At 36.9% G+C, this 21,410-nt stretch carries 23 protein-coding genes and 1 other annotated feature; of the genes, 14 read left to right on the top strand and 9 right to left on the bottom strand.

Translation table 11 applies throughout. The features are described from left to right. Positions 1 to 106: 106 nt before the first annotated feature. The 5 genes from CQZ94_RS20675 to acuA form a co-directional block, all read right to left on the bottom strand. Entirely contained in the window at positions 107 to 526 is a 420-nt protein-coding gene (locus tag CQZ94_RS20675; protein ID WP_105586861.1) for a VOC family protein, read from the bottom strand. Between the two features lie 85 nt (positions 527 to 611). Further along, on the bottom strand, positions 612 to 1,445 hold the full coding sequence (locus CQZ94_RS20670; protein WP_105586860.1) for an alpha/beta fold hydrolase: 834 nt from the start codon (positions 1,443 to 1,445) through the stop codon (positions 612 to 614). 124 nt (positions 1,446 to 1,569) lie between these two features. After that, on the bottom strand, positions 1,570 to 2,736 hold the full coding sequence (acuC, locus tag CQZ94_RS20665) for an acetoin utilization protein AcuC (RefSeq protein WP_105586859.1): 1,167 nt from the start codon (positions 2,734 to 2,736) through the stop codon (positions 1,570 to 1,572). Further along, positions 2,733 to 3,377 (bottom strand): acetoin utilization AcuB family protein, encoded by a 645-nt coding sequence (locus tag CQZ94_RS20660; protein WP_002123078.1) that lies wholly within the window; start codon positions 3,375 to 3,377, stop codon positions 2,733 to 2,735. The genes acuC and CQZ94_RS20660 overlap by 4 nt, the downstream gene beginning before the upstream one ends. 17 nt (positions 3,378 to 3,394) lie before the next feature. Beyond that, a complete protein-coding gene (gene acuA, locus CQZ94_RS20655; RefSeq protein ID WP_105586858.1) occupies positions 3,395 to 4,027 on the bottom strand; it encodes an acetoin utilization protein acetyltransferase AcuA in 633 nt (210 codons plus the stop codon). 176 nt (positions 4,028 to 4,203) lie between these two features. On the opposite strand from acuA, the gene acsA reads away from it, so the two are divergent. The 7 genes from acsA (at position 4,204) to tyrS (ending at position 10,156) form a co-directional block, all read left to right on the top strand. Beyond that, complete coding sequence (gene acsA / locus CQZ94_RS20650; RefSeq protein WP_105586857.1) at positions 4,204 to 5,922, top strand: acetate--CoA ligase; 1,719 nt, start codon at positions 4,204 to 4,206, stop codon at positions 5,920 to 5,922. Positions 5,923 to 6,010: 88 nt separating this feature from the next. Continuing rightward, positions 6,011 to 6,568, top strand: a complete 558-nt coding sequence (locus tag CQZ94_RS20645; protein ID WP_105586856.1) for a maltose acetyltransferase domain-containing protein — start codon at positions 6,011 to 6,013, stop codon at positions 6,566 to 6,568. A 67-nt stretch (positions 6,569 to 6,635) separates the two neighbouring features. Then, entirely contained in the window at positions 6,636 to 7,091 is a 456-nt protein-coding gene (locus CQZ94_RS20640) for a hypothetical protein (RefSeq protein WP_105586855.1), read from the top strand. After that, positions 7,072 to 7,617, top strand: coding sequence for an RNA polymerase sigma factor (locus tag CQZ94_RS20635; protein ID WP_105586854.1), 546 nt, complete (start codon positions 7,072 to 7,074; stop codon positions 7,615 to 7,617). The genes CQZ94_RS20640 and CQZ94_RS20635 overlap by 20 nt, the downstream gene beginning before the upstream one ends. Beyond that, the gene (locus CQZ94_RS20630; protein WP_105586853.1) at positions 7,598 to 7,840 is read left to right on the top strand and encodes a hypothetical protein; all 243 of its coding nucleotides are present in this window, start codon (positions 7,598 to 7,600) and stop codon (positions 7,838 to 7,840) included. Before CQZ94_RS20635 ends, CQZ94_RS20630 begins: the two co-directional genes overlap by 20 nt. Before the next feature lie 110 nt (positions 7,841 to 7,950). After that, the gene (locus CQZ94_RS20625; RefSeq protein WP_181149525.1) at positions 7,951 to 8,538 is read left to right on the top strand and encodes a zinc ribbon domain-containing protein; all 588 of its coding nucleotides are present in this window, start codon (positions 7,951 to 7,953) and stop codon (positions 8,536 to 8,538) included. Positions 8,539 to 8,602: 64 nt separating this feature from the next. Further along, positions 8,603 to 8,830, top strand: a binding site (T-box leader). A 69-nt stretch (positions 8,831 to 8,899) separates the two neighbouring features. Next, the gene (tyrS, locus tag CQZ94_RS20620) at positions 8,900 to 10,156 is read left to right on the top strand and encodes a tyrosine--tRNA ligase (protein WP_016120897.1); all 1,257 of its coding nucleotides are present in this window, start codon (positions 8,900 to 8,902) and stop codon (positions 10,154 to 10,156) included. 232 nt (positions 10,157 to 10,388) lie between these two features. On the opposite strand, the gene CQZ94_RS20615 is transcribed toward tyrS, so the two are convergent. After that, complete coding sequence (locus CQZ94_RS20615; protein WP_105586851.1) at positions 10,389 to 10,709, bottom strand: YjdJ family protein; 321 nt, start codon at positions 10,707 to 10,709, stop codon at positions 10,389 to 10,391. A gap of 170 nt (positions 10,710 to 10,879) precedes the next feature. Between CQZ94_RS20615 and CQZ94_RS20610 the strand changes: the two genes are divergently transcribed. Continuing rightward, the gene (locus CQZ94_RS20610) at positions 10,880 to 11,008 is read left to right on the top strand and encodes a hypothetical protein (RefSeq protein WP_044737572.1); all 129 of its coding nucleotides are present in this window, start codon (positions 10,880 to 10,882) and stop codon (positions 11,006 to 11,008) included. A 379-nt stretch (positions 11,009 to 11,387) separates the two neighbouring features. Here the strand turns inward: CQZ94_RS20610 and rpsD are convergent, their stop codons facing one another. Further along, positions 11,388 to 11,990, bottom strand: coding sequence for a 30S ribosomal protein S4 (gene rpsD / locus CQZ94_RS20605; protein ID WP_105586850.1), 603 nt, complete (start codon positions 11,988 to 11,990; stop codon positions 11,388 to 11,390). A gap of 398 nt (positions 11,991 to 12,388) precedes the next feature. On the opposite strand from rpsD, the gene megL reads away from it, so the two are divergent. Beyond that, positions 12,389 to 13,567 (top strand): methionine gamma-lyase, encoded by a 1,179-nt coding sequence (megL, locus tag CQZ94_RS20595; RefSeq protein WP_105586849.1) that lies wholly within the window; start codon positions 12,389 to 12,391, stop codon positions 13,565 to 13,567. Positions 13,568 to 13,630: 63 nt separating this feature from the next. On the opposite strand, the gene CQZ94_RS20590 is transcribed toward megL, so the two are convergent. Further along, complete coding sequence (locus tag CQZ94_RS20590; RefSeq protein WP_105586848.1) at positions 13,631 to 14,110, bottom strand: GAF domain-containing protein; 480 nt, start codon at positions 14,108 to 14,110, stop codon at positions 13,631 to 13,633. A 147-nt stretch (positions 14,111 to 14,257) separates the two neighbouring features. Here CQZ94_RS20590 and refZ point away from each other — a divergent pair, with 147 nt between their 5' ends. Then, positions 14,258 to 14,896 carry a forespore capture DNA-binding protein RefZ gene (gene refZ, locus CQZ94_RS20585; RefSeq protein WP_105586847.1) on the top strand — a complete coding sequence of 213 codons (639 nt, stop codon included), beginning with the start codon at positions 14,258 to 14,260 and terminating at the stop codon, positions 14,894 to 14,896. An 11-nt stretch (positions 14,897 to 14,907) separates the two neighbouring features. Here refZ and CQZ94_RS20580 read toward each other — a convergent pair whose 3' ends face one another. After that, positions 14,908 to 15,852: a DMT family transporter gene (locus CQZ94_RS20580; RefSeq protein WP_105586846.1), complete on the bottom strand. Its 945-nt coding sequence runs from the start codon at positions 15,850 to 15,852 to the stop codon at positions 14,908 to 14,910. A 124-nt stretch (positions 15,853 to 15,976) separates the two neighbouring features. On the opposite strand from CQZ94_RS20580, the gene CQZ94_RS20575 reads away from it, so the two are divergent. The 4 genes from CQZ94_RS20575 (at position 15,977) to thiI (ending at position 21,373) form a co-directional block, all read left to right on the top strand. After that, complete coding sequence (locus tag CQZ94_RS20575; RefSeq protein ID WP_105586845.1) at positions 15,977 to 16,819, top strand: LysR family transcriptional regulator; 843 nt, start codon at positions 15,977 to 15,979, stop codon at positions 16,817 to 16,819. A gap of 206 nt (positions 16,820 to 17,025) precedes the next feature. Further along, a complete protein-coding gene (gene ezrA / locus CQZ94_RS20570) occupies positions 17,026 to 18,735 on the top strand; it encodes a septation ring formation regulator EzrA (protein ID WP_105586844.1) in 1,710 nt (569 codons plus the stop codon). Positions 18,736 to 19,009: 274 nt separating this feature from the next. Further along, positions 19,010 to 20,152 carry a cysteine desulfurase family protein gene (locus CQZ94_RS20565; RefSeq protein ID WP_105586843.1) on the top strand — a complete coding sequence of 381 codons (1,143 nt, stop codon included), beginning with the start codon at positions 19,010 to 19,012 and terminating at the stop codon, positions 20,150 to 20,152. Between the two features lie 6 nt (positions 20,153 to 20,158). Continuing rightward, entirely contained in the window at positions 20,159 to 21,373 is a 1,215-nt protein-coding gene (gene thiI / locus CQZ94_RS20560; protein WP_105586842.1) for a tRNA uracil 4-sulfurtransferase ThiI, read from the top strand. Positions 21,374 to 21,410 lie beyond the last annotated feature (37 nt).

The following is a 21,410-nucleotide window of genomic DNA, read 5'->3' as shown; positions in this document are numbered from 1 at the left end:
CACTAACGAGGCTTTAATGGAATAAGCCTCGTCTCTTTTTATCTATGTTATTCAATATTTTCGCCAATTGTAAAAGTTAACTCCATATTAGAACGATCGATATATTTTATTGTGATAGTAGGTATTTTTCTTTGAAAATAGGACTCAATTCACTCCAAACATCAAATTTATTACCATCTAAATCGTAAAAAATAAAATTTTTCCCAGCATGTCCTCTGTTTTCAATCTCTCCAATCATAATATCTTTTTTAATAAAATCTCTATGAATTGATTCTAGTGCATGTAAGCCATTAACTTCAAATGTTAAAGAAAAGCGTTCTTCACCGTGAAAATCGACAAAATTTAAGCTTTGATTATCTTGAGATTTAATCAGAAAAAAGCTTTGGTTTGCAAAGTTAATAATAGCCTTGTCTTCGTCTTTAAAGCTCAACTCTGCTCCCAATTTGTTTACATACCAGTTTGAAGAAAGTTCTACATCGGTAACTGGAATATAAGTCGTTCCAACTCTTAATAATTTCTCTCTCACTCTATTCTCCTCCTTTAGTAAAATAACATTAATAAACTTGTTCTCTCCTTCCGGGCTTATGCCTTTGTGAGTCCGTAATTTTCTTTTAAATCCACAAAAATTTTTGAGTAGTAGAAGTAAACTGAGCAGCTTCTTCTAAAAAAGGATAATGATTACTATACTCAAAGGGGACAAATATAGAATTGCGTATGCCCTCATGCATCTCAATGGAATATTGAATCGGGCACTGTACATCGTGTCTTCCACACATAATGAGTGTCTTTGTTTGGATAGAAGAAAGGGAATCTCTTAGATTGAAGTGTGGGTATTCTTTATTGAAAGCATTCATCCGATTGGCAGACAGTGATTTATGAATTGGTTTATGAAAGTAAGATTCATAGTTTTCTGGTATATATAAAGATAATTTCGCTCGCTTGGTAGATAGTTCTTTTCGTTCTTCATTTGTAAGGTGAGGGCTTTTTAAGTTCTCGATAAGTTCTTGCATATAATGGAACAGCGGATGTTCAGGATGATAAATACAGTTTGGTGTTTTCGTATAGTCACTGGCTGCAGCTCCAACAACGACTAATGATTGTAAGGAGTTTGGATATGTAATCGCGTATAAAAGACCAAGCATACCGCCTGTTGAATGGCCGGCGAAATGCCATGTAGAAAATTGCAAAGCCTCTTTAATTGCTTCTAAGTCGTGAATCGTTTCAATCATACTTAATTCGTTTTCTGACTGGGCTTTTACAGAGTTACCAGCATCTCGTAAATTAATGAGGAATACACGATGCGTAGAAGTGAAAACATCTGCAAAGTAATCGCCAGTTTCATTAAATTGCGAATAGTGATGTGTAATACAAAGCGGTTCACCATTGCCTTTTGCAAAAAGTTCGAATGTGCCACGATTTGTATTGATGATTTGTTGTTTCCACATAATATCACTCCTTTTCTTATTAGAGCCATGGATAGTCTGTTAGCAATTCAAAATATATCGATTTCCCGACAGAAGCCGAAACTAAAATAAAAGGAGACCGTTCAAAAACGAGCCTCCTTTCTGTTTAATACAAAGATTTTTTCATATTATTCCGAATAATTTCAAGGGATTTCGCTACAGTTAATGCATTTTTTTCTTCGATTTCTGGTTTTCTAGGGATAGGTTGATACATGTTGTCTGGATCTTCCCATGTGAGGGGAAGTTCTGTTTCTGCTTGTCCTTTCCAAGCATCAATCCATTCTGGAGGGAGATAACCTGAGATGTTTTGGATGTTGTTCATTTCGAGCCAAATGAGTGCCCAAGCTCTTGGTACGACGCGCCAGTGATCATAGCCACCACCGCCGACAGCAATCCAGCGACCGTCGCAATATTCATTAGCAATTTCACGAGCGAGCTTCGGTATTTCACGGTAAATATTCATCGTTGCGCAAAGGTGTGTAAGTGGATCGTAATAATGTGCATCAGCACCATTTTGCGTTAAAATAATATCCGGTTTAAAGTATGCTGCAACCTCTTTTACAACTGTTCGATATGAATCTAAAAACGATTCGTCTTCTGTAAAAGCGTCGAGTGGAACGTTAAAAGAATAACTATATCCATTACCTTGTCCACGTTCATTTACTGCGCCAGTTCCAGGAAATAAATAACGTCCAGTTTCGTGTAATGAAATGGTGCACACGTTAGGATCGTCGTAAAAAGACCATTGTACCCCGTCACCGTGATGAGCATCTGTATCAATATATAAAACGCGTAAACCGTATTTCTTCTGAATATATTTCATTGCGATAGAGCTATCGTTATAAATACAAAAGCCAGATGCTTTACCGCGAAAGCCATGATGTAAGCCGCCGCCTAAATTAAGTGCATGTTTCACTTTCCCGGAAAGAACAGCATCGACAGCTGTTAGCGTACCGCCAACGAGTAATGCACTTGCTTCGTGCATATTTGGAAACATCGGTGTATCTTCTGTTCCGAGTCCATATGTCATCGCAATTGATTTTTCTAACTTTCCTTCTCCAGCAAGTTTTACCGCATTTATGTACTCCTCTGTATGAATGAATGCAATTTCCTCATCTGTAGCCATTCTTGGCGAGATGACTTGAGAAGGGGAGATAAAACCACTCTTTTGTAATAAATCATACGTAAGTGTGACGCGTAGTTGGTTAAAAGGATGATCAGGGCTAAAAGAATAGCCCCGAAAGTCATCCGAATAAATGAAGGCGCTACTCATGCTTGCATCCCCATTATGTTTGGCCATAATACGCGGTAGCCCTCTGCTTCAAGTGCATCAATCACTTTTAGAGGATTCATCGTTTGAATGCGGAAAACGAGTACTTTATCATTCTCATCTTTTGCTGGATAGACGAGAACGCTCACAATATTTATTTGTAAATCACTAAAAATAGCAACGACTTTTCCAAGAATACCAGGTTCATTTTTTACTTGAATTTCAATTTGTGAACTTGGTTGATGCGCACCTGTTAATTTTACTAACGTGTGCAGTACTGTAGATTCGGAAATGATACCTACGAGTTTTCCAGCTTTCGTAACAGGAAGACAGCCTATTTTATTTTCGAAAAATAAAGTCGCAATTTCCTCAACGAAATCGAGAGGGTGACAAGTCATAACAGGGTGTTTCATTATGAGTTCGAGCGGTTGCTTCAGCATATCGAGTGAAACTTGTTCATCTAAAATAGACGGACTTGCATCTCTTACATCCCGATCAGAAATAATGCCTACAACGTGATTATTTTGATCGACAATTGGAATGTGCCGAATGCCTTTCGTACGTATCGTTCGGATTGCTGTTTCAATTGTATCGTTTGGATGTAGTGTTACTACATTTTGATTCATAATTTCTTCTACAATCATTCCAGTTGCCCCCTTTATTAATACATAAAACGATTGTGAAAACGTAGACGATCAAATGCTTGAATAGAATCCGTATCAACGCGTTTACCGATGCGGACCATTAAACAGTTGGCAGGATGTGAACAAATTTCAGGATCATCTGTAGCCATCCATTGTAAACCACCAGCATTCATCATTTTTTCCATTACTTTTCGGTATTCCCAAACATTTAAGCCTGTTTGTTTTAAATCCCAGTGCCAATAATATTCAGTCGTTAATATAATGTAATCTTCCATATGATCGTCCATCATTGAAACTTCTAATAAGTTTTTTCCGACAGAGCAACCGCGAAAGGCTGGGACAACTTCAATCGCCCCGAGTTCAATTAATTTTTCAATCTTTCCTTCTGACCATCGTTCGAGCGGATCAGGATACAAGTATGTAACATATCCAACGATCGTTTGGTCATGTCTAGCAATAATGAGACGAGCTTCTGGTAATTTAGAAATTTCGACAATTGCTTTATATTGCTGCTCGGCAGGACGAAACGCAATTAAGTCTGGATGAAATTCATACATTTCTAAGTTATGTGTAGAGACAGGACCTTCAATAATTAAAGTGCCTTTCGCTGTTTTTAAGTTTCTGGCATTATATATTTTTTTATGAATCAATGTATTGCTCACCACCTTGAGGGTTTGGGAATCTATTAATATCGTACTTTATAATATATGCGATGTGAATCGAATTTTGTCATTAAAAATTTGTCTAAAAATCAACAAATATACTGAAAATTTTAAATAATATCATTATAATAGATAATAGAATACATATGAGGGGGATGTAAAGTATGAAAGTGGAAACGCTTCCTGTCATTAAAGGAGAAAATAATTTGCCGAATTATGATGAGGCATACGCGAATTTTAACTGGGAAGAGGTTAATAAAAATTTTACTTGGAATGAGACAGGCCGAGTAAATATGGCGTATGAAGCAATTGATAAGCATGCGAAATCCGATCGTAAAAATAAAGTAGCCCTTTATTATCAAGATGGATCGCGAAAAGAGAAATATACATTTAAGGAAATGAAGGATTTTTCTAATAAAGCAGGAAATGTCCTGAAAAACTATGGCGATGTTGAGAAAGGCGATCGCGTTTTTATTTTTATGCCGCGTTCCCCAGAATTATATTTCGCACTTCTTGGTGCAGTGAAATTAGGGGCAATTGTTGGACCATTATTTGAAGCATTTATGGAAGGCGCAGTTCGCGATCGTTTAGAAGATAGCGAAGCAAAGGTGTTAATTACAACTCCTGAATTGTTAGAGCGCATACCATTAAATGATTTACCAGCTTTAAAAACAGTCTTTCTTGTTGGAGACAATGCAGAAGAAGGCGGTAAAACTGTAGCGTTCAATCCTTTATTTGAACAAGCTTCAAAAGAATTACATATCGAATGGTTAGGCCGTGAAGACGGTTTAATTCTTCATTACACATCTGGTTCTACTGGTAAGCCAAAAGGCGTCCTTCATGCGCAAAACGCAATGGTTCAGCACTATCAAACAGCGAAATGGGTATTAGATTTAAAAGAAGATGATGTATATTGGTGTACAGCTGATCCTGGCTGGGTAACTGGAACGGCTTACGGTATTTTCGCACCGTGGTTAGTGGGGGCATCAAATATTATTTTAGGTGGACGCTTTAGTCCGGAAGCGTGGTATGAAGCGTTACAAGATTACGGTGTAACAGTTTGGTATAGTGCACCAACAGCGTTCCGTATGTTAATGGGAGCTGGACAAGAAGCAATTAAAAAATATGATTTATCACAAGTTCGTCACGTATTAAGTGTTGGTGAGCCATTAAATCCAGAAGTAATTCGCTGGGGTATGAGCGCATTTGGACTTCGTATTCATGATACGTGGTGGATGACAGAAACAGGTGGACAAGTTATTTGTAACTATCCTTGTATGGAAATCCGCCCAGGTTCAATGGGGAAACCAATTCCAGGTGTAAAAGCAGCGATTGTTGATAATGAAGGAAATGAAGTGCCTCCATACACAATGGGGAACTTAGCAATTGCAAAAGGTTGGCCATCTATGATGCGTGCAGTTTGGAATAACCCGCAAAAATATGAGTCTTACTTCATGCCGGGAGATTGGTACGTATCAGGAGACTCTGCCTATATGGACGAAGATGGATACTTCTGGTTCCAAGGACGTATTGATGATGTAATTATGACGTCAGGAGAGCGCGTTGGTCCGTTTGAAGTAGAAAGTAAACTAATCGAGCACGCTGCTGTAGCAGAAGCTGGTGTAATTGGCATTCCTGATCCAGTACGCGGTGAAATCATTAAAGCATTTATCGCACTTCGTGCAGGATATGAAGCGTCTGATGAATTAAAAGAAGAGATTCGTCAATTTGTAAAGAAAGGCCTAGCAGCTCATGCGGCGCCAAGACAAATTGAATTTAGAGATAAATTACCGAAAACGAGAAGTGGTAAAATTATGCGCCGCGTATTAAAAGCGTGGGAATTAAACTTACCAACAGGTGATTTATCGACGATGGAAGATTAAGAGGAAAGGTCTGAACGATGATACGTTCAGACCTTTCTTTTTTGTGTTATTATAAACTTATATATACGTGTTGGAAGGGGAGAAGGAAATGAAAACAGAAAAAGAAAAGATGATACAAGGGGAAATGTACATACCAGCTGATCCTGTTTTAGTACAAGACAGAGAGCAAGCGCGCATTTTAACGAGAAAGTTAAATGACACTCCAGAAATAAAATTAAAAGAGCGTAGCGAAATTGTAAAAGAACTATTCGGAACGACAGGAGATAATATTCATCTTGAATCTTCTTTTAGATGTGATTACGGTTATAACATTCACGTTGGTGAAAACTTTTACGCAAACTTTGACTGCACCATTTTAGACGTATGCCGAGTAGAAATCGGAGTGAATTGTATGTTAGCTCCAGGAGTTCACATTTATACAGCGACGCACCCGCTTGATCCAGTAGAGCGCATAAGCGGATCAGAATACGGAAAACCAGTTACAATTGGCGATAACGTATGGATTGGCGGAAGAGCGATTATTAATCCAGGTGTAACAATTGGAGACAATGCGGTTATCGCATCTGGCGCCGTTGTAACGAAAGATGTGCCGGATAATGTAGTAGTTGGCGGGAATCCTGCAAAAATTATTAAAAAAATAAAATAATATTTGAACGAAGTGCCTTCCTCGTCTGTATACATTTATGAAAGAATAGATGAGGGAGGCGTTTTATATGTCTAATAAATTGATGCTTACTTTTGCTTTAATTGGAATTATAGTCGTATTTTCTTGTGGTTTGCTATTACCGATGCCAATTGGATTTAAAATTTCAATGATTACAGTTGGGATTATAATGATTGTTATTTTTTCAATCATTATTCCGTTTGATAAGAAGTATATTGTACGAAAAAATGGAAATAAAATTGATTTTACAAAAACAAAAATATATTTTTGCTGGAATGTATTTGATACAATTTCGGTCTGTCTTGCCGTGTATGCATGCATATGTGTGCTGGCGTTAAATATTTTAGTTTTAAGTGGATTTACGATTCAAAACCCATATGTTCAATTTTTTACGAATCAGTCACAAGCATGGATCATTGTCGCAAGTGCATATTTAATTTCCCGTATTTCATTAACGTTAAAAGGAATAAAGGAGATCAAAAAACATGGCGCAGATTGGGATTGAGGAAGAGCTCATGCTTGCGTATCAAAATGGAGATAAGCAAGCGGGAGAAAAACTATATGTTTTAATCAAGCCAGCGCTATATACATTTTTATATCGATTTAACCGTGATGAGCAATTGAGTATAGACCTCGTACAGGACGCGTTTTTAACGTTAGAACGTAAGAAACATATGTATGAAATTGAAAAGGGGAAAGTTAAAACATATTTATTTCAAATCGGTTATCGTCTTATGATTAATAAATTGAACCGAAGAAAAAAATGGCGCTCTCTTTTACCATTTTTAGTGCCGGTTCAAGAGATGGAATTTTCACAAGAGGATCGACTTACCGTAAGAGAGGCTGTTTTAAAAGTTCCTGAGGATCAGAGAGCGGTCCTTATTCTTTCTTATTATCATGATATGCCGCAAAAGGAAATTGCAGAGGTTTTAGGTATTCCTGTAGGAACGGTGAAATCGAGACTTCATAATGGTATAAAAAAATTGAAAAAATTGCTGGAGGTGGATGAAATTGAGCGGAAATCCCTTTAAGAAAGAGTATAAATTAAAGCAGCATTTAGATAGCGATCATGTAGAAATACCGGATTTTCCGAAAACGGTAAGTCGCTTTGATCGATTACTTGGATTCCTTGCCTCTCCGGCGAAAGATCCTGTGGAAGCGACTATTGGAAATGATTTATCGATTGTGTTTCATGTTTCGTTATTAGTTGGTGTTCCAGTTCTTTCTTTGCTGACAATACTATTATTCGTTTGAGTGAAAAACATACCGTATTTGAAAACGGTATGTTTTTTTGTTAGACCTAAAATTATGCTATTTGTTATGGTGTTTCATGTTAATATATTAATGTTTAATGTGGAATAGAGGTGGAAAAAGTGAGACATTGTTCTAATTGTGGAAGAAAAATTCAAGATTACGATAATTATTGTAACGGTTGTGGTCATTATTTAGAGAAAGTAAGAAAAGATGATTTCGTGACTGAAGTAGACAATAAAGAAAAATTACCTGTAAAGAGTAAGATGGCTATGTTATGGGAGCAAAAATTAGTGAAAAGAGCTTTGCTTGCTTTCTTAATTATCATTAGTAGTATCGTCCTTATTTATATGAATTCATCTCCGTTTAATACGATGAAAGGTTATTGGTATACGGAAAAATATCATAACTATATTCAAATTCGAGAAATAAATGATGAGTATATTGAAATGGTTTTCTATGATAAAAGGAGAAAAGAAAAAGTTATTCAAGGAAATGTCGTAAATCATAAAAGAGATACTGTGAATTTCTATGTGACTGATCGCGGGAAAAATGTAATGACAACATTAGAATTAAAAGATGGAATGTTGTATTATTTTAGTCCAGAAGATACTGCTTCAGGAAGAATGGAATTTACAAAAGGGACGAAAGAGGAATTTAATAATTTTTATAATGTAAAAGACTTTTATAATTCGAATTAAATTTCCTGTTTTCTTCAATTTGACACATACTAGTAAATAATGATATAAAGAAAAGTATATGAATAATTGAGCGTGGAAAGGGAGAAGTAGTGATCATTTCCCTGTTTTAGAGAGCTGATGGTCGGTGAAAATCAGCACATAGATGATCGCGAATTACGCCCCTAGAGCATCTTTTTTCGATTGAATTGTATTCAAAAGGGAAAAGACGGTGCTAAGCCGTTATGTAAATAAGGTGGTAGGCTTTTTTGCCTGCAACTAGGGTGGTAACGCGATGATTAAAATCGTCCCTTATTTGAAGGGGCGATTTTTTTATGTTTTCAACATTCACGCTAGACTTAACTTAAAGGAGAGTATGTAGGATATGGGTATTTTACAAGATCTTGAATTTCGCGGTCTAATTAATCAGCAAACAGATGCTGAGGGCCTTGAGCAATTATTAGAAAAAGAAAGCGTTAAATTATACTGTGGTTTCGATCCGACAGCAGATAGCTTACACATCGGTCATATGTTACCAGTATTAATGTTACGTCGTTTCCAATTAGCTGGTCACCAACCAATCGCACTTGTTGGCGGTGGTACGGGTATGATCGGTGACCCGAGTGGTAAAAAAGCAGAGCGTACATTAAATACGAAAGATACAGTTGCTTACTACACGGAAAGCATTAAAAACCAACTTTCAAACTTCTTAGAGTTTGAAAACGTGGACAACCCAGCAACGATGGCTAACAACTATGACTGGCTTGGTAACTTAGATGTAATTACATTCTTACGCGATATCGGTAAAAACTTCGGTTTAAACTATATGTTAGCAAAAGATACAGTAGCATCTCGTTTAGAAACTGGTATTTCATTCACTGAGTTCAGTTACATGATTTTACAATCATACGACTTCTTAAACTTATACCAACAGCACAATTGCCGTCTTCAAATCGGTGGTAGTGACCAATGGGGTAACATTACAGCTGGTCTTGAATTAATCCGTAAATCAGAAGAAGATGCGAAAGCATTCGGTTTAACAATTCCGCTTGTTACAAAATCTGACGGTACGAAGTTTGGTAAAACAGAGGGCGGCGCAATTTGGTTAGACCCAGAGAAAACAACTCCTTACGAGTTCTACCAATTCTGGATCAATACAGATGACCGTGATGTAGTTAAATACTTAAAATACTTCACATTCTTATCTCATGAAGAAATTCTTGAGCTTGAGAAGCAAGTAACTGAAGCGCCAGAAAAACGTGCAGCACAAAAAGCATTAGGATCTGAAATGACAAAACTTGTTCACGGCGCAGAAGCGTTAGAGCAAGCAATTAAAATTTCAGCTGCATTATTCAGTGGTTCTGTAGCTGAACTTACTGCAAGTGAAATCGAGCAAGGATTCAAAGACGTACCATCTGTAGAACGTACTGCAGAAGATACAGTATTAATCGACTTACTTGTAGAAAGCAAAATTTCACCATCTAAACGTCAAGCACGTGAAGATGTAACAAACGGTGCAATCTACGTAAACGGTGAGCGTACACAAGCGTTAGACTACGTTGTAACAGAAAACGACCGCATCGAAGGTAAATTTACAATCATTCGCCGCGGTAAGAAGAAATATTTCTTAATCCGTTACTAATCAGAAAAGAATTTAAAACAAATTGTACCCCGAATTGTAGGCTGAAAAGTCTATGATTCGGGGTTTTTATGTATGAATTTATCCCGCTATTTGCGGGCAGTAAGACTCCCACCTCAAAATTCAGCTGGAGCAAAGAAGTTAGGTGGGAGTCGGGCTGCCCGTAAACGCCCGATTGGTGAAGACTAATAATCAGTGGGGGATGAACAAAACCCCCACTGATTAAAGTTTCACTTTAGATTGCCTCAGGATTTCTTTTAAATAGAATATGAAGAATTAATACCAACATATAAAGTAAGCTAATTAGCATAACGACAAATGCTACGGGATAAAACTTTGCTGCATATATAAAGAAATCGATTTGATAAATATCTTCATAATTTAAAACTGTCCCTTTGAAATAATTCGTAAACTTTGCGCTATATTTCCATTCATCGGGATAGTCTATTAAATTACTCCCTTGATACCAACTAATCAAAGCTGAAGTAATAAACAGCATAAACGAACTGCCTAGTTGAACCATTTGGTTTATTGTCAAAATGAAGCGCCCTCCCATTTTCTGGTTATTATAACGTAATAATTTGCTTTAATAAATTATTTTTGGGATAGAATGCAGTTAGTAGTCCTGCAACTTTTTTGTTTTAATCTCCTTTTCGAGTTCATACGGAAATCACATGTAAGCGGTATGATAAACGTATAACAAATAGAAAGGAGTGATAAAACAAAATGTCACTAGAAGCGCTCATTATTTTTTCTTTGCTAAATGCGGGTCAGCTTGCAGAGAATACTAAGGTTGATGTACATAAAGAGCAGAAAGATGCTTATGTATATGTTCAAAAAGAGGAAAATAAATAACTTTAATATATAAATAAGGGCTATCAGAGGGAACGTTTTAGTTTCTTTGGTAGCTTTTTCTATTGAGATATGATTTGGAAGTAATGAAAAAAGGAGTAGTCTGAAAACGAAATGATTATATGTTTAAGGGAATAAGTATAACAGCATGTAATGAAGGTGGATTATAAAATTCTGCACAATAAACGGAGCTAGTATTAAAGAGAATCCAATCGTTGAAATGAATAAAAGAGAAGCAAGGACGATTATCCATAACTCATGAAAAAACTTCCTTGAAGTATCTTACTATACATACGACAGTTATATAAATAAAAAAAGCCCAGGCCCCTTGATAAACAAGGTTCCTAAGGCTTTTAATACAACTCTTTGCAGAGTACCGAGATTAACGAGAGTAGAACTCTACGATTAATGCTTCGTTGATTTCAGCTGCTAACTCAGGACGCTCAGCGTGACGAGTGTAAGTAGCTTCTAACTTATCAGCATCGAAAGTTAAGTATTCTGGTACGAAGTTGTTAACTTCGATCGCTTCTTTAACAACAACAAGGCTGTTAGATTTTTCGCGAACGCTGATAGTTTGACCAGGTTTAACGCGGTAAGATGGGATATCTACGCGAGCTCCATCAACCGTGATGTGACCGTGGTTTACTAATTGGCGAGCTGCACGACGAGTGCGAGCTAAGCCCATGCGGTAAACTAGGTTGTCAAGACGAGCTTCAAGAAGGATCATGAAGTTTTCGCCGTGCTTACCAGGCATTTTACCTGCTTGGTCAAATGTGCGACGGAATTGACGCTCAGTCATGCCGTACATGTGACGAAGTTTTTGTTTCTCTTGTAATTGTAAACCGTATTCTGAAAGTTTCTTACGTTGGTTAGGACCGTGAGGACCTGGTGCGTAAGGGCGTTTTTCTAATTCTTTTCCTGTGCCGCTTAGAGAGATTCCAAGACGACGAGACAGTTTCCATGCTGGACCTGTATAACGAGCCATAGTTGACTCCTCCTTTAAAAATGTTTTTATTTTCGTAAAATAAAAACAGACGTAATCGATATTTACGGGTATTTTGTTTTCATGTACCTTCGCTCCAGCAGCAGGGAGTTACGAGATACACCTCCGCAGAGGAACAAAATACAAACGATAAACTCACATTACAAGGCTGCCTTTTTATTTTACACAAACGCTATTATATCTTTTAGCTGTGATTTCGTCAAGCGACTCCCTTTTTGTTTTATGCAGATAAATTTTGGAAATTAGCAAGAAGGAATTTAAAATAATATAAAAGAAGAAATAGAAACAGAAGTGAAACGCTTACATAAAATGTGGTAAAAACGTTCATCAGATTTTTTCTGGTGGATATGTGGCAATAAAGACATAAGGGGGATGTTTTTATGAAAAAGAAACATATGGAGACAGCATTAATTCATCACGGATATGAATCAAATGAAAATAAAGGGAGTTTAACACCACCTTTATTTCAAACTTCTACATTTACGTTTGAGACAGCACAGCAAGGAGAAGCGAGTTTTGCGGGAGAAGATCCATCTTATATTTATTCAAGGCTTGGGAATCCAACTGTGAAATTATTTGAAGAACGTATGGCTGTTTTAGAAGGTGGAGAGGAAGCGCTGGCATTCGGTTCAGGTATGGCAGCCATTTCAGCAACGTTAATCGGTTTTCTAAAGGCTGGAGATCATATTATTTGTTCAAATGGATTATATGGATGTACTTACGGTTTTTTAGAAATATTAGAAGAAAAATTTATGATTACTCACTCGTTTTGTGATATGGAGACAGAGACTGATATTGAAAATAAAATTCGTCCAAATACAAAGCTCATTTTCGTTGAAACACCGATTAATCCAACGATGAAATTAATTGATTTAGAAAAGGTGATCGGGGTAGCGAAGCGAAATGACTTGCTTGTTATTGTCGATAATACGTTTTGTTCACCTTATTTACAAAGACCTCTTGAGCTCGGTTGTGACGCCGTCGTTCACAGTGCGACAAAATATATTGGTGGTCACGGGGATGTTGTAGCGGGTGTAACAATTTGTAAAACGAAAGCGTTAGCTGACAAAATCCGTCCGATGCGAAAAGATATAGGCGGTATTATGGCGCCGTTTGACGCGTGGTTATTGTTACGCGGATTAAAAACATTAGCAGTAAGAATGGATCGTCATTGTGATAATGCGGAAAAAATTGTATCGTTTTTGAAAAATCATGAAGCGGTAGAAGGTGTTTGGTATCCAGAAGGGGAATTAGCATCCCGGCAAATGAAACGAGGCGGGGGCGTTATTTCTTTTTCAATTAAAGGTGGAAAAGAGGAAACACAGTCGTTTATCAATGACCTCCATTTTATTACAATTGCTGTAAGTTTAGGTGATACAGAAACGTTAATTCAGCATCCAGCGACGATGACGCATGCAGCTATTCCAGCTGAACTAAGAAAAGAAATGGGTATTTTCGATAATTTAATACGCCTATCTGTCGGTTTAGAATCATGGGAAGATATCGTTTCTGATTTAGAACAGGCACTAAAGAGGATATCAACTGTTAGTAATCAATAAAAAAGAGTGAGCTATCGGTTTCGTACGTTACGTACTTAATCGATAGCTCACTCTTTTCTTTTTTTAAATATGTTTTAGGAGTGTTTCCACAAACTTTTCTAAATAGTGCTGATCTACTTCATCGAAACGATTTTTTTCAGGGCTATCAATATCGAGTACACCAATGATATTTCCTTCTTTCATAATAGGTACAACGATTTCAGAATTAGAGGCACTATCGCAAGCGATATGTCCTGGGAATTGGTGCACGTCCGCTACAAGTTGCGTTGTTTTTGTTTCAGCTGCAACGCCGCAAACACCGCGTCCGAACGGAATGCGCACGCAAGCTGGCATTCCTTGGAATGGTCCAAGAACAAGCTGATTTCCTTCTGTTACATAAAAGCCAACCCAATTAACGCGATCTAAAAATTGATTTAATAGTGCGGACGCATTTGATAAGTTTGCGACTACGTTCGGTTCGCCAGTTAATAATGCATCCAGTTGTTTAATTAGTGTCTCATATTGCTCTTCACGAGATCCTGCATAACTTTCTTTTGTAAACATGGAAACAACTCCCTTTTTATCGAGATATGTAAAATGATAGCAAAATACGATGTATTTCACATGACTTTGTCGATAGAAAATTAAAGGAATTTGTCTTAAAAGTCAAGAAATTTAAACTATAGCTGTTCATTGAGAGGAAGTGAGCGCATGAAGCAGACGAAACAAAAGGTAATTGATGCGGCAATATCGTTGTTTAATACGAAAGGTTATGACGGGACATCAGTGCGAGACATTGCAAAGCGAGCGGATGTGAATGTAGCGAATATTTCATATTATTTTGCTGGAAAGCAAGGGTTATTAGAACAGCTTATTACTGATTTTTTAGAAGGATATATTCACGTAATTGAAACGTCATTTGAACAGAGAGAATATTTATCGGCTAAAGATGTGATGGTGCAAATGGTGCGCCGGATTTTACGATATCAATTTGATAATAGAGAACTGACACGTTTTTTTTATAGAGAGCTTTCGCTTGATACGACATTAATTCGTGAAGTGATGACCGTTTATTTTTCTAGAGAAAGATATTATATAGAGCAAATCATTAAACAAGGACAAATGAAGCAAGAATTTAAAAAGGTATCTTTTACAATGTTTATGACGCAATTAAAAGGCATGATGAATATGCCATTTTTATATCCACAATATATATCAGAGGTGCTACACTCATTTCCGTCTGAGACGTTTTTCTTAGAAATGTATACGAAGGAAATTGAGCAATGGATGGAACGAACATTATATAAAGCGAGTATGTATTATGAACTGCCAAGAGCTGTTCATATGTGAAAAATCCCCACCTAACGAACTGAGGTGGGGATTTTTATATCTTGTTTTCTTTGCCATAAATTGTTGCATACTAGCGCAATAATTGTTAATGAGGCGCCGGCAATTTCTATATTATCGACAGTATAACCTTGAAACATAGAACCGATAAGTGCAAGTACAGGAACTAAATTCATAAATAATATGCCGTTAATAGATGAAATATATCGATTTCCCGTGTTCCAGCAAAATACAGCGATAACCCCCGCAACGATCGACATATAAAAGAGTTCAAAACGAACGCTCATAACTGTATGCAGTGACGGTACAGAAATTATATTTGTGATTGTTAATGCAGTAACGATTATAACGAGTGAAATAGAACCGAATAAACAAGTTAATGTTGTGTATCTAAGTGGTGACCAAGACTTGAAATTAGCACCGCCATTCGTGTAAATTACCCAGCAAGTAACGCCGCATAACATAAATATATTCGTTGATACGTGACTTGCAGCTCCAAATAATAAGTCAATATTTCCTTTTGAAATGACAAGCATAACACCGAGTAATGCAACGAACATACAGAGAAATGTGTAGTATTGTGGACGGCGATTTTTTGTTATCCATTGTAATAACAGAGCGATAAGTGGCATAAGAGACTGAATCATAGCCGCATGAATCGCTCCGGAAGGCCCAGCAAGTTGTTGTCCATAGAAAATGAGAAATCCATACCCAGCGAAACCGACTGTTCCGTAAAAGAATAAAGAAAGTGTTCTTTTTTCTAAGCGGAGAGAATTTTTCCCTTCGATAATTAAGAGCAGAATAAGGAAAATCATAGCTGCTGATCCGTATCGGATAGTTGTGAAGAAGAACGGATCGATAAATTGCAAGGCATTTGCCATTACAGGAAACATAAATCCCCAAGCCGTTACAGCAAGTAAGCATAGAATGGATCCGAGTAGCATTTGTTTTTTTGCCAAGAGTATCATTCCCCTTTCTATTTCGTTATAGTAAGTTGATAAAATAAGTATAAAGAGTAATTCTTTGTAGAAGGAAATATCGATTTTTTATGGCAGTTATAACTTTTTGTTAGAGGTGTGTAGGATGGATTTGGAGGCAGTACGATCGTTTATTGAAGTAAAGCATACGCGAAGTTTATCAAAAGCAAGTAAGCTTTTACATATTTCACAACCAGCGCTTAGTAAACAAATTCAAAGATTAGAAGCTGACTTAGAGGTTACTTTATTAAAACGTTCCGCTCAAGGGGTAGAATTAACAAAAGCTGGAGAGTTATTTATAAAAAGAATGTTACCGATTTTGGAGCAAATAAATGTAGTGAAAACGGAAATGAAGGAATATCAAGAGAAACGGAAAATTTCAATAGGGATATTACCGAGTTTAGCGGCTCATTACATATCAAAGTGTAAAGACTTATTAGAGGATACATATGAAATAGAATGGCAAATTGAGCATACGAAAGTATTGATGGAGTTATTTAAAGAGCGAAAAATTGAAGCGATGTTCATCGATTCAGTAGTAGAAGGCGCTACGTATATAAAAGAAATACGGGAAGAAAAAATCGTTTGTGCTGTTTCGAATGATCATCCGTATAGAGCGAAAAGGGTAATCAAAATGGAAGAGTTGCAAAATGAAAAGCTAATTGTATACCCAGAAATATGCGATGTAAGGAAAATGATTATGAATGTGTTTCAATGTATGGGCGCGAAGCCAATAATTGCAGTTGAAACATCTTATGCAGAACCGATGATTGCGATGGTAGGAGCTGGACTTGGTATAACGTTGCTTCCAGAAACAGCTGTACAGCAAGCCGTAATGCAAGGTAACGTGCGTGCGATTTCTGTAGAACCACCACTAATGCGAAAGATTTATTTCGTCTCTCATATGAAAGAGAGCTCTTTATTGCATTCATTTGAGGGCGGAGAATAGAATAAGCGGAATTTTAAGAAAGATTACATTTACATTTAAAGAAACATGAAATTTTAAAAAAAACTAGGTCAAAAACACGTCATTACATGGTATGATTAGAACATTGTTAGTTGTTAAATATAGGGGATTCCCTTTTTATACATAATGCCTTCCATTTCATAAACGGAACGGACAAAAAAAGAGATATAACTAGGAGGCTTTTTTGCATGGATTCTATCCTGACGATCGTTATCATTGTAGTAAGCTCTATTCTAGTGCTGCTCATGATAGAGCTTGTGATAAGAAATCGTTCATATAAAGATATTGAAGCACTGGAGCAGTGGAAACAAGAGATAAAAGATAAACCTGTGGCAGATGAACTAAAGCGGGTAAAAGATTTAAATATGACAGGTCAAACAGAAGAACTGTTTGGTAAATGGCGTGAAGAGTGGGATGAAATTGTATCAACAACTCTTCCGAAAGCTGAAAAAGATTTAGGGCAAGCGCGAAAATTCGCCTCGCAATTCTCCTTCCGCAAAGCAAAGCATGCGATGAAAGAATCCATAAGTGGTTTAGATGACGCTGATAATCGTATTACTAATATTTTAAATGAATTACAGCAACTGTTAGAAAGCCATGAGAAAAATAGCTCGGAAATTGAAGGGTTACGTGATACATATCGTAGTATGAAAAAGAGCGTTCTTGCTCATCGACACATGTATGGAGCAGCTGAGCAAAAAATTGAAGAGATGTTAGATGTTGAATCCGAGAAGTTCAAAACTTTTGAAGAGGCAACAGATAATGGTGATTATTTAAAAGCGAGAGAAATTGTTATTAGTTTAGAAGAAGGTTTAGCAAGTTTAGAAATCGTTATTCATCAAATTCCAGATTTATTGGTAGAGTGTCAAGCGACATTACCAGTTCAGCTGGAAGATTTATTACAAGGCCATGATGATATGATAAGACAAGGCTATGTATTAGAGTATTTGGAAATTCCTAAAGAAGTCCGCGATATGACGACACAACTACAAACATGTTTAATGGATATACAGGAGCTTCATATAACGGAAGCAGCAGAAAAAGTAGAGAACTTAAAAACTCGTTTAGACAGTTTTTATGATCAACTTGAACAAGAAGTGCATGCGAAACATTATGTGGAGCAAAAAACACTGTCTGTTTATGAAGATTTAGAAGAAATTCGTACAGAAACAATTGAAACGAAAATAGAAACACAACTTGTGAAACAAAGTTATCAATTACAAGACAAAGACATTGAGTCACAAAAAGTAATTGAAAAGCAAATGCATATTTTAATGAAACGTTTTGAAGTGTTGCAAATACGCGTTGCTGAACAAGATATTGCATTCTCTATTATTCGTGAGGAACTAGAAGAGGTTTATGAGCAATGTGAAACTTTAAAAGTACTTCATGCAGAATATAAAGAAATGCTGCAAACGATGCGCAAAGAAGAATTTGAAGCACGCGAGAAGTTACAAGAAATGCGAAATACAATTTTTGAGACGAAACGTTTTATGCAAAAGTCGAACTTACCAGGTCTTCCAGAGAGTATCATGGAAGATTTACAAAAAGGGCAAATGGCGATGCAAGCTGTATATGAGCAATTAGAAGTAAAGCCGTTAAATATGAATACTGTAAATAGCAGTTTAGAAGAAGCCTACACAGTTGTGAATGGTGTATCTGAAATGACGGAAGAATTAATTGGACAAGCGTATTTAGTTGAAAAACTAATTCAATACGGTAACCGATACCGCAGTCATGATGAGAATCTTGCAGAAAGCTTAAATTATGCGGAGAAATTATTCCGTGAATATCAATACGATGCAGCTTTAGAACAAGCGGCTTCTATATTAGAGCAACTTGAACCTGGTGTTGTTCAAAAAATAGCTGAATATGTAGACAATGAGCAAACCCTTTAATAAAGGGTTTGTTTTTTTGTGTAATTTTGAAGTCGATGTTGCTATAATGAATAGCGGAATACAGTAAGGTTGTTCGTTTCAAAATAAAGTGAAACCATAAGTGATGGGGTTTCATCCACCACTGATTATTAATCTTCACCACTCAGTATGCCTGCAAATGGCGGGGGGAAATGTACACTTTTATACAAAAACGGAACCTTTGAGTAGTCTTAGCGTAATTACACGTATTTGTGATATGATTATATGATGTGATAGCGCTGAAAGGGGAAGAACGATGATCTATTTTGATAATAGTGCGACGACGAAGCCATATCCAGAAGCTCTTCAATCGTACGTAACGGTTGCTGGGAAATATTTTGGTAATCCTTCTTCTATTCATTCGCTTGGAGGAGAGGCAGAGCGTCTATTAACACAATCGAGAACGATTGCAGCACAGCTTCTTCACGTTAAACCTTCTGAAATTATTTTCACATCAGGTGGAACGGAAGGGAATAACCTTGCGATTAAAGGGATAGCGATGAGGAATCGTTCGCGCGGCAAACATATCATTACAACAAATATTGAACACGCGTCTGTGTTTGAGGCATATAAACAATTAGAAGATCTCGGTTTTGATGTAACATATTTACCGGTTAATGAGCATGGTGTTGTATCGGTAGAAGATGTAAAACGAGCGCTTCGTGAAGATACGATTCTTGTGTCAATTATTCATGTGAACAACGAGACTGGAGCGATTCAGCCCGTTGCTGAAATTGGAACATTATTATCGAACCATCCGAAAGTAAGATTCCACGTGGACCATGTACAAGGGATAGGAAAAGTACCACTTGATTTATACGCTTCTCATATTGACCTTTGTTCAATATCTGGACATAAATTTCATAGCGTAAAGGGGACAGGTCTTCTTTACGTACGTGATGGTGTAAGATTAGATCCAATCTTATCAGGTGGTCAACAAGAGCTCAAGTATCGTTCAGGTACAGAAAATTTACCTGGTATTGTAGCGATGGTGAAAGCACTTCGTATGACGATGGAACAAGTGAAAGAAAAGGTAGTTCATTTGCAAAATTTACAAACAGAGCTGGTCCGTTTCTTTAAAGAGATGGAAGCTGTAACAATTAATACGTCACTTGAATATGCGGCACCGCACATTTTAAATGTATCATTTGTCGGTTTAAAACCAGAAGTAGTCGTTCATGCTTTAGAAGAGCATGGTGTATATGTATCGACGAAGTCTGCTTGTTCTTCAAAAGCAAATGAAGTGAGCCGAGTACTAGTGTCAATGGGAGTACCGCACGCCGCAGTTACAAGTGCGATTCGCATTAGTCTAGCACCGGACAACACGATGGAAGAAGTAAAACAATTTGAAGGTATTGTTAAAGAGACAATGCCAAAATTATATGAAGTGATGAGGTAAAGAAATATGATGACATATGAATATATTTTAGTTCGTTATGGAGAGATGACGACAAAAGGAAAGAACCGTTCTAAGTTTGTAAGTACGTTAAAAGATAATGTGAAATTCAAATTAAAAAAGTTCCCAAACATTAAAATTGATGCAACACATGATCGTATGTACATTCAGTTAAATGGTGAAGACCATGAAGCAATTTCTGAAAGATTGAAAGATGTATTTGGTATTCATAAGTTTAACTTAGCAATGAAAGTACCATCAGAATTAGAAGATATTAAAAAAGGTGCATTAGCAGCTTTCTTACAAGTAAAAGGTGATGTAAAAACATTTAAAATTACAGTGCACCGTTCTGATAAGCGCTTCCCAATGAAGACGATGGAGTTACTTCCAGAAATCGGTGGGCACATTTTAGAAAATACAGAGGATATCACAGTAGATGTTCATAATCCAGATGTGAATGTACGTATAGAAATTCGCAGTGGTTACAGCTATATTATGTGTGGTGAGTACATGGGAGCTGGCGGTTTACCAGTTGGCGTTGGCGGAAAAGTAATGGTACTTCTTTCTGGAGGTATCGATAGCCCGGTAGCAACTTACTTAACGATGAAACGCGGCGTATCTGTGGAAGCAGTTCACTTCCATAGTCCACCTTTCACAAGCGAGCGCGCGAAACAAAAAGTAATCGATTTAGCACAAGAGTTAACGAAATACTGTAAACGTGTAACACTTCACCTTGTTCCATTTACTGAAGTGCAAAAAACGATTAATAAAGAAATTCCATCTAGCTATTCTATGACAGTTATGCGTCGTATGATGATGCGTATTACAGAGCGTATTGCAGAGGAGCGTAATGCACTTGCAATTACGACTGGTGAAAGTCTTGGACAAGTAGCGAGCCAAACGTTAGATAGTATGCATACGATTAACGAAGTGACAAACTATCCTGTTATTCGTCCGCTTATTACGATGGATAAATTAGAAATTATTAAAATTGCAAAAGAAATTGGAACGTATGATATTTCAATTCGTCCATATGAAGACTGCTGTACAGTATTTACACCAGCAAGTCCATCGACGAAACCGAAGCGTGAGAAAGCAAATCGTTTTGAAGCGAAGTACGATTTCGCGCCGTTAATTGAAGAGGCTGTAGCGAACAAAGAAACAATGGTATTACAAACAGTAGAAGTAGTGGCTGAAGAAGAAAAATTCGAAGAACTTTTCTAAACCCATAAATTACCACATTCAGATGTGCATGAAGTCA

The sequence above is a fragment of the Bacillus sp. MYb209 genome (assembly GCF_002975175.1).
Lineage (GTDB): Bacteria > Bacillota > Bacilli > Bacillales > Bacillaceae_G > Bacillus_A.
Note: the sequence above shows the minus strand (reverse complement) of the source record. Positions and strands in the feature narration are given on the sequence as shown.